This is a genomic window from Pedobacter nyackensis, assembly GCF_900176505.1.
Lineage (GTDB): Bacteria > Bacteroidota > Bacteroidia > Sphingobacteriales > Sphingobacteriaceae > Pedobacter > Pedobacter nyackensis.
Window position 1 is genome coordinate 47,147 of sequence record NZ_FWYB01000017.1, and the last position, 17,283, is coordinate 64,429.

The 17,283-nt window shown below is 38.8% G+C and carries 16 protein-coding genes; 10 read left to right on the plus strand and 6 right to left on the minus strand.

Annotated features, from left to right (window positions below; translation table 11 throughout):
• Positions 1-55: 55 nt before the first annotated feature.
• Both B9A18_RS21740 and B9A18_RS21745 read left to right on the plus strand, forming a co-directional pair.
• Positions 56-235, plus strand: coding sequence for a hypothetical protein (locus tag B9A18_RS21740; RefSeq protein ID WP_144009578.1), 180 nt, complete (start codon positions 56-58; stop codon positions 233-235).
• A 41-nt stretch (positions 236-276) separates the two neighbouring features.
• Positions 277-726 carry a DinB family protein gene (locus tag B9A18_RS21745; protein WP_084291664.1) on the plus strand — a complete coding sequence of 150 codons (450 nt, stop codon included), beginning with the start codon at positions 277-279 and terminating at the stop codon, positions 724-726.
• A gap of 62 nt (positions 727-788) precedes the next feature.
• On the opposite strand, the gene pgl is transcribed toward B9A18_RS21745, so the two are convergent.
• The 4 genes from pgl to B9A18_RS21765 are packed head-to-tail and all read right to left on the minus strand — an operon-like array spanning position 789 to position 5,217.
• Complete coding sequence (pgl, locus tag B9A18_RS21750) at positions 789-1,511, minus strand: 6-phosphogluconolactonase (RefSeq protein WP_084291665.1); 723 nt, start codon at positions 1,509-1,511, stop codon at positions 789-791.
• On the minus strand, positions 1,511-3,022 hold the full coding sequence (gene zwf / locus B9A18_RS21755; protein ID WP_084291666.1) for a glucose-6-phosphate dehydrogenase: 1,512 nt from the start codon (positions 3,020-3,022) through the stop codon (positions 1,511-1,513). Before zwf ends, pgl begins: the two co-directional genes overlap by 1 nt.
• An 11-nt stretch (positions 3,023-3,033) precedes the next feature.
• Positions 3,034-4,449, minus strand: coding sequence for an NADP-dependent phosphogluconate dehydrogenase (gndA, locus tag B9A18_RS21760; RefSeq protein WP_084291667.1), 1,416 nt, complete (start codon positions 4,447-4,449; stop codon positions 3,034-3,036).
• Positions 4,450-4,452: 3 nt separating this feature from the next.
• A complete protein-coding gene (locus B9A18_RS21765; protein ID WP_084291668.1) occupies positions 4,453-5,217 on the minus strand; it encodes an ROK family protein in 765 nt (254 codons plus the stop codon).
• Between the two features lie 187 nt (positions 5,218-5,404).
• Here B9A18_RS21765 and B9A18_RS21770 point away from each other — a divergent pair, with 187 nt between their 5' ends.
• The 3 genes from B9A18_RS21770 (at position 5,405) to B9A18_RS21780 (ending at position 7,073) form a co-directional block, all read left to right on the plus strand.
• A complete protein-coding gene (locus B9A18_RS21770; protein WP_084291669.1) occupies positions 5,405-5,557 on the plus strand; it encodes an AraC family transcriptional regulator in 153 nt (50 codons plus the stop codon).
• A 43-nt stretch (positions 5,558-5,600) separates the two neighbouring features.
• Complete coding sequence (locus B9A18_RS21775; protein ID WP_144009579.1) at positions 5,601-5,837, plus strand: hypothetical protein; 237 nt, start codon at positions 5,601-5,603, stop codon at positions 5,835-5,837.
• A 114-nt stretch (positions 5,838-5,951) separates the two neighbouring features.
• Positions 5,952-7,073 (plus strand): hypothetical protein, encoded by a 1,122-nt coding sequence (locus B9A18_RS21780; RefSeq protein ID WP_084291671.1) that lies wholly within the window; start codon positions 5,952-5,954, stop codon positions 7,071-7,073.
• A 70-nt stretch (positions 7,074-7,143) separates the two neighbouring features.
• Here B9A18_RS21780 and B9A18_RS21785 read toward each other — a convergent pair whose 3' ends face one another.
• Both B9A18_RS21785 and B9A18_RS21790 read right to left on the minus strand, forming a co-directional pair.
• A complete protein-coding gene (locus tag B9A18_RS21785) occupies positions 7,144-7,770 on the minus strand; it encodes an alpha/beta hydrolase (RefSeq protein ID WP_084291672.1) in 627 nt (208 codons plus the stop codon).
• A gap of 1 nt (position 7,771) precedes the next feature.
• Positions 7,772-8,707: a ring-cleaving dioxygenase gene (locus tag B9A18_RS21790; protein WP_084291673.1), complete on the minus strand. Its 936-nt coding sequence runs from the start codon at positions 8,705-8,707 to the stop codon at positions 7,772-7,774.
• Positions 8,708-8,896: 189 nt separating this feature from the next.
• Between B9A18_RS21790 and B9A18_RS21795 the strand changes: the two genes are divergently transcribed.
• From B9A18_RS21795 to B9A18_RS21815, 5 genes are all read left to right on the plus strand, one after another.
• Positions 8,897-9,511 carry a sterol desaturase family protein gene (locus B9A18_RS21795; protein ID WP_084291674.1) on the plus strand — a complete coding sequence of 205 codons (615 nt, stop codon included), beginning with the start codon at positions 8,897-8,899 and terminating at the stop codon, positions 9,509-9,511.
• A 171-nt stretch (positions 9,512-9,682) separates the two neighbouring features.
• Positions 9,683-11,188: a PQQ-dependent sugar dehydrogenase gene (locus B9A18_RS21800; RefSeq protein WP_084291675.1), complete on the plus strand. Its 1,506-nt coding sequence runs from the start codon at positions 9,683-9,685 to the stop codon at positions 11,186-11,188.
• A gap of 144 nt (positions 11,189-11,332) precedes the next feature.
• A complete protein-coding gene (locus B9A18_RS21805; protein WP_144009580.1) occupies positions 11,333-14,497 on the plus strand; it encodes a SusC/RagA family TonB-linked outer membrane protein in 3,165 nt (1,054 codons plus the stop codon).
• 20 nt (positions 14,498-14,517) lie between these two features.
• Positions 14,518-16,335 (plus strand): RagB/SusD family nutrient uptake outer membrane protein, encoded by a 1,818-nt coding sequence (locus B9A18_RS21810; RefSeq protein WP_084291677.1) that lies wholly within the window; start codon positions 14,518-14,520, stop codon positions 16,333-16,335.
• 20 nt (positions 16,336-16,355) lie between these two features.
• The gene (locus tag B9A18_RS21815) at positions 16,356-17,282 is read left to right on the plus strand and encodes a DUF5017 domain-containing protein (protein ID WP_159452721.1); all 927 of its coding nucleotides are present in this window, start codon (positions 16,356-16,358) and stop codon (positions 17,280-17,282) included.
• The last annotated feature ends 1 nt before the right edge of the window (position 17,283 follow it).

Here is a 17,283-nt window from a genome sequence, read left to right on the forward strand (position 1 = left end):
GATACTTGATATGACCAATATTTTCTTTATATTTATTAAAATAAATCCAAGGTTTATGGAAAATAAAGGTCAACACAAAGCCGATCTTTCTGAGGTAAATCAGACCACTAATGATGTAATTAAAAGCATTATTAATAAACGCGCTCATATTCAGGAAAAGTTCAACAAAGTGAACGAAAAGTTGGATAAGCTGAAAGCGGAAGCAGATAAGTTGCTTCATCCGGAGAAGTCATAATCTAAATATTTCTGCTTACTTTTAGCTTATACTAAAGCTATATGTTAAAGGAATCGTTAAAATCAATCTTTACAAGAGATCTGAATAAGCTAAAAGCGGAAATAGAGTTATATCAGAATGAAGAAAATATTTGGCATGTAGAAAAAAGCATTGCCAATTCTGCCGGGAACCTTTGTTTGCACCTGGTAGGAAACCTGAATACTTTTGTCGGGGCTGAACTTGGTAAGACTGGCTATATCAGAAACCGGGAGTTAGAGTTCTCTTTAAAAAATATTCCTAGAATTGAATTGCTAACTAAAGTAGAGGATACCATTAAGGTGGTAAACGAATCTCTGGATGGGTTAACTGAGGCAGACCTAAGTAATGATTACCCCCTGGTAAAAGTTGTGGAAGGAGGAAGCTCCGTTGCTTTTATGTTGATACATCTCAGTACACATCTGGCGTATCACTTAGGGCAGATTAATTACCACAGAAGATTATTGGATATTTAAAAGCAAAAAAGGGAGATCCAATATGGACTCCCTTTTTTGTGTAACTCAGCAATGCTATCTGTTTAATTTAATAAACTTGCTGCAGCACTATCTAAAAACCAGGTAACTCCGCCATCAATCGGATCGATTAACTGTGCAGGGTATAGTTTCGGATTCTTTTTATCACTTTCAATGACTTGCTTTACTGCCTTTGCTTTGCTTTCACCGAAAACAAGGAATGCTATATTTTTAGCCTTATTGATCAATGGCGCTGTAAAGGTGATGCGATATGTAGATAACTTCTCTACAAATACAGAATCGATCTCTACGTTTTCATTGTTCAGTATAGTTGTTTCCGGGAATAATGATGCTGTATGTGCATCATCCCCCATACCTAATAAAATCAAGTCAAATACAAGGTCAGCACCGTTGAAATGTTTTGTTAGCGCTTTATTGTATTCTATCGCTGCTTTTTCAGGCGCGAGGGTAGTATCTACATAAAAGATCTGCTTGGCAGGAATATTCAAAGGATCAAGTATTGCTCTTTTAGCCATTAAGCCGTTATAGCTTTCGTGATCGGGCATCACATTGCGTTCATCCCCAAAAAAGAAAAATACTTTTGTCCAGTCTATTTTGTCTTTATAGGTGGTTGCCAGCATTTCGTATAATGCCTTTGGCGAATTACCACCTGTAAGTACGAAATTAAAACGGTCATGCTCTTCAATTGATTTATTCGCTATTTTGATGATATAAGCGGCTAGATCTTCCAGTAATTCGCTTTGTGTTTTGTAAATCAATAAATTCATTAGTCTTTATTTAATGGTAGGGCAAACCAGTGGAAACCATCTCTTGCAATCAAGGCTTCAGCGTCTTCAGGACCCCATGAGTCCGCTGAGTAGTTAGGGAAACTCAATGATTTTTTAGTTTCCCATGCATGGATTACCGGCATTAGCAATTCCCATGCAGTTTCAACCTGATCAGCACGCATAAACTGGGTCTGATCACCAGTCATTACGTCAAGTAACAACGTTTCGTAAGCCTCAGGACTTTGAGTAGTATATGTACCTTTGTAATCAAATACCATGTCAACAGGGTTGAGCACCATATCTAAGCCCGGTCTTTTTCCTTGTACCTGCAAGCGGATACTCATTTCAGGCTGGATGCTGATAATCAATCTATTTTGTTGCCAGTGCTCAGTTACAGCAGGTGGGAAAATATGATGGGGCACATCTTTAAATTGGATCGTGATTAATGAAGAAGTCTGAAATAAACGCTTTCCAGTACGTACGTAGAAGGGAACACCTTGCCAGCGCCAATTATCTACAAAGAATTTAATCGCAGCAAATGTTTCTGTATTCGAATCTGGATCAACCCCATTCTCGTGTCTGTAGCCTGGTACTTCTTTTCCTTCAACCCATCCTTTAGTATATTGACCGCGAACGGTATTGAAACGGATATCTTCAGCAGAGAAAGGGCGCATTGCTTTTAATACATCTACTTTTTTATCCCTGATTTCATCAGCATTAAAATTAATAGGAGTCTCCATGCCGATGATACAAAGCAATTGTAACAAGTGATTCTGGATCATGTCACGCAGTGCACCAGAGCCTTCGTAATAACCACCACGTTCGCCCACACCAAGCTGCTCCGTAACAGAGATCTGTATATGGTCGATATAATTCCTGTTCCAAAGTGGCTCAAGGAAAGAATTTGCAAAGCGGAAAGCCATAATGTTCTGTACGGTTTCCTTGCCCAGATAATGGTCAATTCTGTAAATTTGCTTTTCTTTGAAACGCTCTTTTAGCAAAGCATTCAACTCTCGTGCGGTCTCAAGATCTTTACCGAACGGCTTTTCAACCACAATACGGCAATTGTCTTCATTTTCAGCCATTTTAAATTTGGCTAAACGTTTAGCGATAGGAGGGAAAAGATCAGGAGATACTGCCAGATAAAACAAAATTTGTGTTCCGGCACCGAATTCGTCTTTAAATTTGTCAACAACTACTTTTAGCTCGTCAAAAGATGCAGAATCCTTAACATCAGTTGGATTATAATGAACATTCTCTGAGAATTTTTCCCATTTTTCTTTATTTACCTTACCGGTACGTGAGAAGCTGTTTACACCGTCCATCAGGGTGTCTCTAAACTTTTCATTGGTAAGTGGTCTTCTCGCTGTACCAATAATGGCAAACTTTTCAGGCATAAAGCCTTCAACGTAAAGGTTGTAAAGCGCTGGCGCAAGCTTGCGCAAATTCAAATCACCAGTACCACCAAAAATTACGATAATGGTTGGACTAAGGCTGATACTTGTTTTCATTATACTGTTTTTTACAAATTGTTTGAGTTCCAGTCGGCATGGAAAATGCCAGCTTCATCTGTACGTTCAAAAGTATGAGCACCAAAGAAATCTCTTTGTGCCTGGGTTAAATTAAGTGCTGAATTTGCGGTTCTTAACGAATCATAATACGTTAGGGCAGAGGCAAGGGCAGGAATAGCAAAACCGTTTTGAATGGCGTGTCCTACAACTTTTCTGGTTCCCGGGATAATTTCATTAAGCTTTGTCTGCAGACTTGCATCGGCATAAAGGTGTGCCAGATCAGGCTGTTTTTTATACGCCTGGTAAATATCTTCCAATAGTTCTGCACGAATGATACATCCACCACGCCAGATCTGCGAGATCTCTTGCAGATTGAGCTCATATTTGAATTCTTCTGATGCCTGAGTAAGCAGGTGCAATCCTTGCGCATAGCAAGTGATCATAGAGAAATAAAGTGCTTGTTCCAGCTGTACTTCAAACTCAGCAGGATTATCAATTTTTTCTGCAGCATGCGGCAGGGCAGCAGCAAGTGCAACACGTAGTGATTTAAATTTAGAAAGATCTCTGCAGCTTACCGACTCATTGATAGTTGGGATTGGTAATTGCAGATCCATTGAAACTTGTGAGGTCCATTTACCTGTACCTTTTGATTTCGCTTCGTCTTTTATTACATCGATTAAATAACCGCCTGATTTTTCGTCTTTAACTTTAAAAATATCTCTGGTTACTTCTAACAGGAAACATTGCAACCTACCTTCATTCCATTTTTTGAAGGTATTATAGATTTGCTCATTATCGTAACCCATTCCGTTTTTAAGCAGGTAATAGGTTTCGGCAAGAATTTGCATCATGGCATATTCAATACCATTGTGTACCATTTTTACAAAATGGCCCGAAGCTCCAGGGCCGATATACGTTACACAAGGATCACCGTTTACTTTAGCTGAAACAGCTTCAAGGATTGGTTTAACAGCATTGTAGGCTGTCTTGTCACCACCAGGCATCATGCTAGGTCCGAAACGGGCACCTTCTTCACCACCTGAGATTCCCATTCCGAAGAAATGGATACCTTGTTCTGAAAGTTCAGAAGCTCTTCTGCTGGTATCGGTAAAATGCGAATTTCCGCTGTCAATGATCATGTCACCTTTATCCAATAAAGGAATAAGCTCTTTAATAACATTATCTACAATTTGTCCGGCAGGTACCAATAACATTACTCTTCTTGGTAGTTCTAATGACTGTATAAAATCTTCTAAAACAGCAAAACCTTTTAAGTTATGAGCTTTACCATCTTCTTCTAGTTTTTGCAGCATCCTGGCATCTTTGTCGTAACCTGTTACGGCAAATCCATTGTCGGCCATGTTAAGCAATAAATTGCGGCCCATGGTACCAAGGCCTATCATTCCTAAAGTATATTTGTTGTTCATTGTCTATTTTTTATTGGGATGGATGGTAAACACATGATATTTTTCTTCCAGATCCCATAGTTTTGCACCGCCTTTAATTCCATCTTTATTGGAGACCAGTTTAATGTTATGGTCGAGTTGAAATGAAATGTGTTTGGAGTTGCCACCACCTATATAGAGGGTATCGTAATTGAATACAGTTTTATAGATTTCGATAATTTGCTGTAAGCGTTCGTTCCATTTCTCTTTACCGATTTTTTCGAAAGCTTTGGTGCCGATATAATTGTCGTAGTCTTTGGTTTTGGTGATGGGTAAGTGGGCCAGTTCCAGATGTGGAAGAAGATCGCCATCAAATACCAATGCCGTTCCGAAGCCGGTTCCTAAGGTGAACACAATTTCAAAGCCTTTTCCTGCTACAACTCCGAGGGCTTGCTGGTCGGCATCATTGATCAGGCGAACAGGTTTACCAAAAATATCACTTACCTGTTGTGCAAGGTCAAAATCAACCCATTTGTTTTTGGCCAGGTTAACCGCTGTTTGCACTCTGCCGGATTTTACATAGCCCGGAAATCCAATTGAAATCTTTTCGAAATTATCTTCAAGACTATCAACAAGTTCTTTAATGCATTTTAATACATCTTTGGGCGTCGCATTTTTTGGAGTAGGTATTTTCTTGAACTCGGAAAGCAGGTCACCTTTTGAATTTAGTACACCGGCTTTTATGTTGGTACCACCAATATCAATAGTTAAAATGTTAGGGTCTTTCTCGTTTTTTTTGGTAACTGGCATGTTTGTTTTTTAATAAAAAATGGCCTGTTCTTTAATATCCTTCAAAATAACAAAATTAAGATCAATATTCGGGTATCTAAAACAAAAATAGAGGTTTTGTTTTAAGTAAAATTGGGTATTTTAGGAACGAATGGGTGTAGATACACGAAATCTTAAGTTCAGTAATATTTTTTAGTTTTGAGGTTCAGTGTTAAAAGTTGGAGAACAAGTGTTGGAAGATGGGGCACAGTCCATTAGAGAGGTTGCCGCGCAATACAGTTTCGCCAGTGCCTCGCATTTTTCTGAACTTTTTAAAAATGCTTACGGTGTGGCTCCTAAAGAGCACATCAGTTATCTCTAGTTATGGTGATGGGTATCAAGTATCATTATGAAATATGTGCAGGTTGGCAGCAAGCATTTGGCCGATGAGATGGGGGGGGGAGCTGATAGAGGGAAAGCATTTGGTTTTACCTGAAAACCTTGGGAAGAGTGGATCCTTTTTTCTGGAGGTGATGCCAGATTTTTCAATGGTATTGGCTGATATGACTTTTCATACACCTGTTGCATTTACGAAACTCGCAAATTCAGATCATTTCTACCTGGTGTATTACGACTTTAGCGACGGGACTAGCGGCCGTTGATGAGGTGGATTATCACATCCGTTATCCATCGAAATTTGGAGTGGGATTTACGGATATCAGCTTGCTGAAGTAGTTTAAAGTTTTTATCTTTAACTATAACCTAACATCTATTTTATGAAAAGTCTCTCGAAACTATCTCTGATTGTACTTTTTCTTTTTTCTTGTGTCTCTACGAAGAAATTATTTGAGAAAGGAGAGTATGACAAAGCTTTTTATGCTGCCATTGGCGACCTTAAAAAGAAGCCGACAGATGCTGAGGCTTTAAAAATCCTTCCAGATGCTTACAAAGAGGCTACTGCTAAGTATGAGCAGGATATCCTGGTGGCCAAGAGCGGTAAAGGCAGAAAATCCGAGCAATTGGCAGGGATATACAATGGCTATTTGTCGCTGCAAAAAATGTACGATGCTATTGAAAATTCCGGACTTAAAATCAGCGCCTTCAGTCCAAGAAATTATACTGTTGAATTGAATCAGGCGGCTTTGAATGCTGCAGAGGCACACTATAATAGGGGATTGCTGCTTTTACAGCGTAATGACCGGGTGAGTGCACGAAAGGCTTATGATAATCTGAAGCGGGCCGACAATTATATGCCGGGTTATAAAGATGTGATTGAAAAAAAACAGGAGGCTTATGATGCTGCAATTACCAATGTCCTGGTGAGTAAATTTGACCAGCGTTTTGGCTATTATAATATCAATGGCAGTTTCTTTGAACAAGACATCCTTTGGAATCTTAATAATATCGGTAATTCCAACTATTATGAGTTTTATGGGCTTAATGACAGATCTGCTGGAAACAGGCGAATTGATCAGTATATGGAACTTTCTATGTATGATATATGGTTTAGTAATCTGGCCACCAATAATTATACTTATAATGTATCGAAAAAAATTACTGTAAAGAGTGATAAGGTGGCCGGGAGTAGCAGCACTATTACTGTTACGGCTACTATAAGGGCTACAAGAAGAGTAGTGAATTCAAGAGCTGTAATGGATTACCGCATTACCGATGCTGTCACCAGAAAAACAATTGCTTCAGAGCGCATTCCGGCGCAATATACCTGGGAAAAGCTTACCGGTAAGTATTTTGGTGATTCAAGGGCATTGAGTGATCGGGATTGGGCCATTGTTAATGGTTCTTTTAATAACAGTCCGGATTATAATGAACTGTATAGGGAACTCACCCGTCAGATCATGACGCAGTTTAATTTCAAAATGCGGGATATTTACCGTTGATATCAGTTGAAACCCTTTATCCAAATTGTCGAAATTAATGAGGAAGAGGGTTTAAAGATTTGTTGGAGGACTAGAAATTTAACACCAACTTTTTAGCCAGTTCTATTTCCATTTTAGTTATTGTATGAGGTCTTCCTGAATAAATCTTTACGGTAACATTAGCATTCATTTTTTTCATAATTCCCTCGCTGACTTCAACTCTTGAAACCGGTACATGGGGATCAGGATCGCCAGTAGTGATGAGTACAGGCATTTGCTTAAAGTTGCCTTTATAATTTTGCATATTGATCTCTTTCCCGATTAAGCCACCTGTAAATGCTACGGCTCCGCCATATCTGGCGGCGTGCCTGGTGATGTATTCCAGCGTTAAGCAAGCACCCTGAGAAAAACCTATAAAGTAGATTTGTTCCTGAGGGATACCAGCTTTTTCAATATCAGAGACCAGCCCTCTGATAAGGGATAGTGCCGAATCCAATGCGGGCTGGTTATCTTTTACAGGTGCCATAAAACTATACGGATACCAACTGTGGCTGGTAGCCTGCGGGGCAAAAAGGGCAGCTTCTTCTATTTTTAAATGGTTATTCAGGGAGAGGATGTCTGCCGCAGACGCTCCCCTTCCGTGAATGAAAATAATGGCTCTTTTTGCTTCCGCTACCGGAACCCCCGCTGTAATGATATCTTTTTGATGTGTGTACATGTTACGCTAATTTTGGTAAAACACCTTCTATTTCTTCTCTGATACTTTCGTATTGTGCAGGTAATTTTAAATTTTGACCAAGTTCTTCAATAGGTTCATCAATTGTAAAACCCGGATTATCGGTTGCCAATTCAAAAAGTACGCCTCCTGGTTCTCGGAAATACAAGGAATAAAAGTAATTGCGGTCTATCTTCTCAGTAATGTTCAAACCCAGTTCTACAATTTTATCTCTGAAGTACATCAATGTGGCTTCGTCTTTTACCCTGAAGGCAACATGGTGTACGGAACCTCCGGCTACATGGCCGATAGCTTCTCCCGGGGCTTCAACCAAATCAACAATAGCAGCATGTTCCACAGCATCCGTAATAAAACGTGAACGGTTTACTTCTGTTTCTGCTAATTTATAACCAAATATATGGGTTAAAACTGCCGCAGTAGCTTCCATTTTGTTTGTGGTAATGGTAATATGATGGAAGCCATGGATAGCATGGGTTTTATCCACTTCTTTTGTTTCCCATTGCGGTCTGGTGTCTTTTACTTTAGCCTCTGTTAATTCAAATTTCAATCCATCTGGGTCAAGAAATGTAAGGTAACGTTCGCCAAATTTAGTTGCAGGTTTGTTATATATAATGTTGTGTTCTTCAAAACGGTTTTGCCAAAATGCTAGACTTCCAGCCGGAACGCTATAGCCTATTTCTGTAACCTGTTTGGTGCCTCTTCGACCTGCCTGAATACCTTCCCATGGGAAAAATGTTAAGATGCTCCCAGGTGTTCCTTTTTCATCCCCATAATAAAAGTGATAGGTATGTGGATCATCAAAATTTACGGTTTTTTTTATCAGTCTTAAACCCAGAATACCGGTATAAAAATCATAATTCCTTTTGGCATTACCCGCAATAGCTGTAATATGGTGTATTCCTAATATCTCGTTTTTCATCGTGTTTATTTTTTAATTACAACACAAAATTAAGGTTTGAATGTTTTATAAATCTTACCATAGATTAAGAAATGCTTTGCTGAATTTGTATATTACAATTATGACTGAATTTTAATAAATGCGATTTTTAGAATAAAAGAAAACCCGTAATTTAGCGGTTCCTTATTATAGGCAGCAGAATTAGTTAAGATGAAAAAGAATTTTGTATCCAATTCCCAGGAATCGATAAGAATGTTTAAGAACCCATTGTTCGAATCATTGTCTAAAGTACCTTATTATGTACCTTTAATAGTTTATATACCAGTTATTTGTTATTTTTTCTGGGCGTCAATTCGAACTAATGGTTTTTTGATATTTTTAGCACATCTTTTTCTAGGTTTACTGATCTGGACATTTACAGAGTATGTGTTACATCGTTTTGTATTTCACTTTTATCCTTCTTCTGAATGGGGTAAGCGCGTTCATTTTATTTTTCATGGGGTACACCACGATTATCCAAATGATGCACAAAGGTTGGTAATGCCGCCTTCTGCAAGTATACCTCTGGCTGCAGCATTTTACTTCCTTTTCATGTGGATGCTACCTGTGAATTTGTTGGATGGTTTCTTTGCCGGTTTTATACTAGGCTACCTGTTTTACGATATGACTCATTATATGTTGCACCATGCTCAGTTTAAAAATGGGGTATGGAAAAGAATTAAACAACATCATATGTTACATCATTACGACGATTCTACCAAAGGCTACGGAGTAACGTCTGCGTTATGGGATAAAATCTTCGGTTCTGATTTTCTAAAAAAATAAAACACTTTTGTGGAGATTCTTTGATCCGCATGCTTAAATCGCTGATTTGTAGTGTGGTTTTTATCGGTTGTTTTTCTAATCATTCTTTTCTGGAAACAAAAAATATGATTTAAAATTTGGTTAATAGGATTACGGTTACTATCTTCGGGTACGTACACATAATTCCATTACATGAAAGGAATACTACTATTTCTGGTATTGATTACAGGTGTTGCACTTACTGGTTATGTTAGTGGGGTGGATAAAAGTGTGTCTTCTGATGATTCGGTTAGGTTAGCAACGAAAACTGTAATTTCTAATTTAAATGTAGCCTGGGAAATTACCTGGGGCCCCGACAACTGGATTTGGTTTACTGAGCAGGGGGGGAGTTTAAGTAAGGTTAATCCCGAAACTGGTGAAAGGAAAATTCTACTCCATATTCCTGAAGTATATAGGTATCGTTCATTGGGCCTATTAGGTATGGCGGTTCATCCTGATCCGAAGAAACCTTATGTCTTTTTGGATTATACGTATAAAAATGGTACTTCTATTTTATCCAAGCTGGTTAGATATACTTATACAGCGGATACGTTGATCAATCCTGTAATTTTATTAAATGATATTCCTGGTGCTACTGGTCATAATGGTTCACGTGTTACTATAGCTCCCGATGGGAAGGTAATGATGTCTACCGGAGATGCCGTAAAAGGTGCCAATGCGCAAAACAGCGGTTCAATAAATGGTAAAATACTTCGTATTAATATTGATGGTACTATCCCAGCTGATAATCCTTTTCCGGGGAGTCCGGTTTGGTCACTGGGCCATCGCAATGCGCAAGGCCTGGCCTTTGGGAGGAAAGGAATACTCTTTAGTAGCGAACATGGTGATGCCGTAGAGGATGAACTTAATGTGATTAAAAAGGGGGCTAATTACGGCTGGCCATTTGTAGAGGGCTTTTGTGATACTGAGAAAGAACAGGCTTTCTGTAAAACAACTGAAGTCACGGTGCCTGTAAAATCCTGGACTCCTGTTATTGCTCCTGCAGGGATCGCTTATTACAATTCATCCACTATACCCGGCTGGAGAAATAGCTTATTGTTGGTTACGCTTAAAACGCAGAGTTTAAGGGTGCTGAAACTTAATGAGGCTGGAAATGAAGTGCTTTCGGAAAAGACATATCTGGATCACGAGTTTGGCCGTTTACGTGGGGTATGTGTTTCTCCGGCTGGAGATGTATATGTTTCGACGAGTAACCGCGACTGGAATCCAGGGGAAGGCTATCCTAAAAAAGAGGATGATCGGATTATTAAAATATTTCCGGCCAAAGCTGGTTCGACTATCGTAACACAGAAGAAAACGGTAAAGCCGGTTTTATTACCAGGCGCAGTGATTTATAACAATTATTGCACATCCTGCCATAAAAGTGATGGAAAGGGGATAGCAGGTATATTTCCACCTTTGAAAGGTACTTCACAGGTTTTGGGGGATAAAAATACATTGATACACATTATGTTGAAAGGCCTATCGGGCCCAATAACTGTTAAGGGACAGAAATACAATCAGGAAATGCCGGCTTTCAATTTTCTGAGTAATAAAGATATTTCACTTGTAGCCAGCTACATACGTACTCAATTTGGAAATAAAGCGAGTACTGTGAGTGAAGCTGAAGTATCTAAGGTAAGGGCGGCAAAGAAGTAGCAGCAGACTTTTTAATGAAACTGGTTGTTTTTACAACTCCATAAATACAATAATTACAATTCTCGGGTACGTACACATTGTTGACGAATTTATAAATTGACCAAATAAATCAATAACCAAACCAATAACCAAACCAAATGAACTATGGACAGAACTTCTACTAAACATGTAAGGCCGATTACATTGTTTTTATTGCTAGCACTATGTTTGATGCTGCCTGTAAGCTCAAAGGCTCAGCAACTTAAAAACTTGATTGGTACAGTTACGGATGCAGCTACTGGAGAGCCCATACCAGCTGTAACTATTAAAGTAAAGCGAACAAATGCGGTTGTTGCAACTGGTGCTAATGGCAAGTATGGGCTTAAGGTGAGCAATGCTGATGTACTAACATTTTCCTATCTGGGATACGAGGTGAAAACATTGACCGTTGGAGAAAAAACAATATTAAATGTTGCACTTAAACCAACAATCAATTCTTTAAATGAGTTGGTAGTAATAGGTTATGGTAGCGTAAAGAAATCAGAATTGGTTGGATCTGTAGGACAGGTTAATATGCAGGATATTGCAAAAGCTCCAGTTTCATCTTTTGCTGAAGCACTCGCCGGTCGTGTTGCTGGTGTGCAGGTATCATCGGCAGATGGTCAACCTGGTTCCGGAATGGATATTGTTATCAGGGGGGCAAATTCCCTTACCCAAAGTAATACTCCATTGTATGTTATCGATGGTTTTCCGATTGAAGATGCGGATGCTGCCGCCCTAAATCCTGATGATATTGAAACCATTAACATTTTAAAAGATGCATCTGCTACTGCAATTTATGGTTCAAGAGCTGCAAATGGTGTTATACTTATAGAAACCAAGAAGGGGAAAGTAGGGAAGCCTATAGTTTCTTTAAATAGTTCAGTCGGATTTCAGGAAGTAAGTAAACAAATGGAGTTAATGAGCCCTTATGAGTTTGTTAAGTATCAATATGAATTTAATCCTGTTACTGCTACTGCCAGATATCTTACAGGTGGCCGAACAATTGAATCCTACAAAGACAGAGAGGCTATAGATTGGCAGGGATTGATATTTCGTAAGTCACCTACGATGATCAATAACATAGCTTTACGTGGGGGCAATACAGCTACGAAATATGCTTTGTCAGGCTCTATTTATGATCAGAAAGGAATAATTATCAATACGGATTACAACCGTTATCAGGGACGTGTTGCAGTTGATCAAATCATCAGCAAAAAATTTAAAGCTGGCGTAATTGCAAATTACAGTAAAATTACAACGTTTGGACAGCAGGTAGCTGATGGGAATGGAACTTCATTTACCTCTTATTTGTTAACAAGAGTATGGGGATATAGACCTGTTAGCGGGAATGTTGACGTTGATCTTGTTGAGGAGGAATCGGACGCGGATAATGTAAACCAGTTCGACATCAGGTTAAACCCAATAATTACCAGTAATAATGATTACACGAAAAGTAAAACCGCCGATTTATTGGCAAATGGCTATATCGATTATGCGATAACCAGTAATCTAACATTGAGAGCTATGGGCTCTGTTTCGAGCAAACAGAGAAGAAGGGATATTTTTTATAATTCTAAAACACCACAAGGCAGTCCGTTAAATATTTTAAATACTAAAGGAATTAATGGCTCCGTGTTGTTTACGGAAGGCGATACATGGTCTAACGACAATACCCTTACTTACAACAAGACCTTTAATAAGATTCATAAATTAACAGCATTAGCGGGTCTTTCTTTCCAGGGTACAAATTCGTCTGCTTATGGCTATTATGCACAAGGACTTCCCAATGAGCAGCTTGGTCTTTCTGGCCTGGACGAAGGAATCCCTTATTTAGGAGTCGCTTCAGAAAGTAATAACACCATGGTATCTGCCTTTGGAAGGGTGTCTTATGGTTATAAATCAAAGTATTTGGTAGAAGGTACTTTGAGGGCTGATGCTTCCAGTAAATTTGCTGCCGGGCATAAATGGGGATATTTTCCTTCGGCTTCTTTTGCCTGGAATATGCATCTGGAAAATTTCATGAAGGAACTTACAGTAGTTTCTAATTCTAAACTTAGATTAAGTTATGGAAGTAGTGGGAATAACAGGGTAGGAGATTTTGATTATTTTTCACGACTAGCATTCCCCTTGGGTAGCTCTTATTCCTTTAATAATGGACAACCATCCCAAGCTGTTATTTTAAGTACCCCCGGAAATTTGGACTTGAAGTGGGAAACTACAAAGCAGTTAAACGTTGGATATGATTTAGGCTTATTTAAAAATAGGATTGAATTTACTGTTGATCTGTATAAAAAAATCACAAGCGATCTACTATTACTGGCAGATCTACCCGCTACGAGTGGATTTATCAAAGCTCCGAAAAATATAGGTAAAATACAGAATCAGGGTATTGAATTTGGCTTAAACACAATTAATATTAAGAATAAGTCTTTTTCCTGGACCAGTAATTTTAACATAAGTTTTAATCAGAATAAAATTTTAGAATTGGTTGAGAATCAGGATTATTTGCCGGCAGTCGCAACCTTTGAAAGTCAGTACAATAGTGCGCCGCTATACATCGCCAGAATTGGACAACCTGCGGGCATGATGTATGGATACCTCTTTGATGGCATTTATCAGTATTCAGATTTTGAAAATCCGGCACCGGGTAGGTATGTGCTTAAAAGCAATGTTTCTACGAATGGAAACCTGGCAAATGTGATCCAACCAGGTGATATTAAATATAAGGATTTGAACGGCGATGGAGGCATCGATGGCTATGATATGGCAGTTATTGGCCGTGGACAACCGATACATACCGGAGGTTTTTCTAATAATTTTTCCTATATGAATTTTGACCTGAACTTGTTTTTTCAATGGTCTTATGGAAATCAAATATACAATGCCAATAGATTGATGTTTGAAGGGAATGGTAATGTACGGACAGATCTAAATCAATTTGCCAGTTATGTAAATCGTTGGAGTCCGGAAAATCAAACAAATGAAAATTTTAGAGCTAATGGACAGGGACCAATCGGATTGCATTCATCTCGAGTGGTTGAAGATGGATCCTATTTAAGACTGAAAACTTTTTCTTTAGCTTATAATATCCCTCCTAAGTTTTTGAAAATGTTTTATTTAACAAGGCTGCGTTTTAATGTTTCGGCCCAGAATCTATTAACCTTCACAAAGTACTCTGGAATGGATCCTGAAGTATCGGTGCGTAACAATGTACAAACTCCTGGATTTGATTTTTCGGGATACCCAAGAGCCAAAACAATCGTCTTTGGTTTAAATGCTACTTTTTAATAATTGTAATACTCATAGATATGAAATATATATATAGTCTTTTATTTGCTTTTGCATTATTGAGCATATCATCGTGTAAGAAATTTTTGGATACTACACCTGCAGATTTTCTTTCTCCCAAAACTTATTATGTGAATGAACAACAATTGGGGATGGCTTTAACTGGTGTTTATGATGTATTGGGAAATGCATATTCTACCCTTGTTCATTATAGATTGGGATTTGAAGGGGATGAAGGGTACTTCGCCCGAACTTCACCTATATCGGGCCCTCAGGTTTATGATTTCACCTCGGGACATGCAGATATTAATTCTTTTTGGAGCAATTTATATACGGGAATTGGCCGTGCCAATGTTATATTGGCAAATGTCGACAACAATAAAGAAATCAGTGCTTCAGTTCGTGCCCAAATAGCTGGCGAAGCTAAATTTTTAAGGGCTTACTATTATTTCTTATTGGTTCAGAATTTTGGTGGTGTACCTATTGTTTTGACTCCATTATCATCTGTTAAGGATACAGAAATAGCCAGGTCTTCAGTAAAGGAGGTTTACGATCAAATTGTAAAAGATATGATTGAGGCAGAGCCTGTTGTGCCTTCTATCAAGTCTTTGAACTATGGTGGAAGGGTTAATAAGTCTGCAGTACGTGGTATGCTGGCGCGTGTTTATCTGTATATGGCAGGCTTTCCGCTAAAGGATGTTTCAAAATATGCTGAAGCCAGGGATTGGGCAAAAAAGGTAATAGATGATACCGATGCAGGTCACGATCTAAATGAATCATATGCAAAGGTGTTTATTAATTATGCCGCAGACGCATATGATATTAAAGAAAGTATTTTCGAAGTGGAGTATTGGGGTAACAGGACCGATGCGTATACCGAAACCGGTGGTATTGGATATGTGAATGGCCCTCAGAATTCAAATGCCTTGACGGGCGCAGGTTTTGGTGGTATAAGAGCTACGGCTGATTTATATCTGCTATACAAAGCCGGAGATATGAGAAGAGATTGGTCGATAGCTAACTTTAATTATGCTAATACAGGTGTAAACGGTGCCAGGACAATGGTCACAGCTGTATCCCGATCTGCTTTGTATGCTAGATCTGTTGGGAAATATAGACGGGAATTTGAAGTTGTAACGCCTAAAACAGCTAGTGCTACCCCTATAAATTGTCCGCTGCTCCGGTTTTCAGATGTATTGTTAATGTATGCTGAAGCGATTAACGAAATTTCTGGTCCTACTCCGGATGCAATTGATGCTGTAAATAGAGTAAGATCCAGGGCCTGGTCTAAGGGCATAAAAGCGGTAACCATTACAAATGGAGGCGCAGGATATACCACTGCCCCAACAGTTACTTTTAGTGGAGGAGGAGGCGCCGCAGCCACTGCCACAATTTCAGGAGGTAAAGTAACAGCGCTTACTTTTCCATTTAATCCGTTAACCAGCGGAACTCAAACAGGAATCTACACTTCGGTGCCTATTATTACATTTAGCGGTGGCGGAGCAACTACAAATGCAACAGCAACGGCCACAATATATACTCAAGATGATTCCAAATTGTCAGCTCAGGAGACCTCATCACCTGAAGACTTTCGTCAGCTTATTTATGATGAAAGATCCCGTGAATTGGCTTTCGAAACTTTAAGAAGGGCAGATTTAATCCGTTGGGACATTTTTGTTTCGAGAATGCAACAGCTGGGTAATACAGCTGAAAAGGATGTTCCGGGAGCCTATTATGCTAAGGGATACAGAAATGTTTCAGAGAAAAATAAAGTATGGCCCATTCCATTAAGAGAAATGACCCTGAACAAAGCATTGATACAGAATCCAAAATGGTAGTTTTTAAAGATAAATTAGATATGAAACTCATATATATATTAGTGCTTGGTGTAGTGTTAATTACATCATGTAACAAAAAGATTGAACTAGAAGGAGGCACTCCGGATTTTACGGTTAAGCTTCAAAAGGCAATAATCAAGGTTAATGAAGAGGCAGTGTTTCTATTCGAAGGGAATGCCGGAATCGTATCATTCTTTTCTGGTGAGGTTGGGAGTGATTACAATTTCAGAAAGGAAAGAATACTCACAACTGAGGATCTTAGAATGTCATTTACCAGTGCAATATCGACAGGTGGAACACAGGTTAATCAACTTTCAATTATGGCATCTACTGATTTCAACGGTAATTATTCCAGCTTCGCAAATATTCAGTCGGCCAACTGGCAAAACATAACCAGTAGGTTTACTCTGGGGACAAATGCCACATTTGTTAATTCGACAGAAAAAAATATTTATGACCTTATTGTTCCTGGAAAACCATTATACATCGCTTATAAATATCTGACAAAACCACAGGCCACTGCCGGAGTGGCAAGACCTTGGTTGATCCGCGCTTTTGCACTAAATAGCACAACAAACCAGGGAAATGTTCCGGTTGCTGATATGTTTAATTCGGGTTTTGTGATTGTTGATCAAAATCCAGAAACTGCTCCTGCGGCATCATCAGTAAATACTACAACAATTACCATGTTGGGGAATGAATTTACCGCTGAGAATGATCCCCAAACAGAAAATTGGGCAGTAAGTAAGGCTATTTATGCTGAAAAAATAGATAAAGGACCAGATCGTCCAATACCAATAAAAGGGAACTCTGACAGGCAGTTAAAGACGTTCAATTATGTATATAAAACCAAAGGCGTATTTAAGGTTTATTTTATTGGCTCCAATATTAATGTCTACGATAACAAAACCATTATCAGGGAACTTGAAGTTACAGTTGAAGATTAAA

Excerpts from the sequence above, each read along its gene's own strand:
- B9A18_RS21740 (WP_144009578.1), top strand. The coding sequence starts at position 56 with ATGGAAAATAAAGGTCAACACAAAGCCGATCTTTCTGAGGTAAATCAG.
- B9A18_RS21745 (WP_084291664.1), top strand. The coding sequence starts at position 277 with ATGTTAAAGGAATCGTTAAAATCAATCTTTACAAGAGATCTGAATAAG.
- pgl (WP_084291665.1), bottom strand. The coding sequence starts at position 1,511 with ATGAATTTATTGATTTACAAAACACAAAGCGAATTACTGGAAGATCTA.
- zwf (WP_084291666.1), bottom strand. The coding sequence starts at position 3,022 with ATGAAAACAAGTATCAGCCTTAGTCCAACCATTATCGTAATTTTTGGT.
- gndA (WP_084291667.1), bottom strand. The coding sequence starts at position 4,449 with ATGAACAACAAATATACTTTAGGAATGATAGGCCTTGGTACCATGGGC.
- B9A18_RS21765 (WP_084291668.1), bottom strand. The coding sequence starts at position 5,217 with ATGCCAGTTACCAAAAAAAACGAGAAAGACCCTAACATTTTAACTATT.
- B9A18_RS21780 (WP_084291671.1), top strand. The coding sequence starts at position 5,952 with ATGAAAAGTCTCTCGAAACTATCTCTGATTGTACTTTTTCTTTTTTCT.
- B9A18_RS21785 (WP_084291672.1), bottom strand. The coding sequence starts at position 7,770 with ATGTACACACATCAAAAAGATATCATTACAGCGGGGGTTCCGGTAGCG.
- B9A18_RS21790 (WP_084291673.1), bottom strand. The coding sequence starts at position 8,707 with ATGAAAAACGAGATATTAGGAATACACCATATTACAGCTATTGCGGGT.
- B9A18_RS21795 (WP_084291674.1), top strand. The coding sequence starts at position 8,897 with ATGAAAAAGAATTTTGTATCCAATTCCCAGGAATCGATAAGAATGTTT.
- B9A18_RS21800 (WP_084291675.1), top strand. The coding sequence starts at position 9,683 with ATGAAAGGAATACTACTATTTCTGGTATTGATTACAGGTGTTGCACTT.
- B9A18_RS21805 (WP_144009580.1), top strand. The coding sequence starts at position 11,333 with ATGGACAGAACTTCTACTAAACATGTAAGGCCGATTACATTGTTTTTA.
- B9A18_RS21810 (WP_084291677.1), top strand. The coding sequence starts at position 14,518 with ATGAAATATATATATAGTCTTTTATTTGCTTTTGCATTATTGAGCATA.
- B9A18_RS21815 (WP_159452721.1), top strand. The coding sequence starts at position 16,356 with ATGAAACTCATATATATATTAGTGCTTGGTGTAGTGTTAATTACATCA.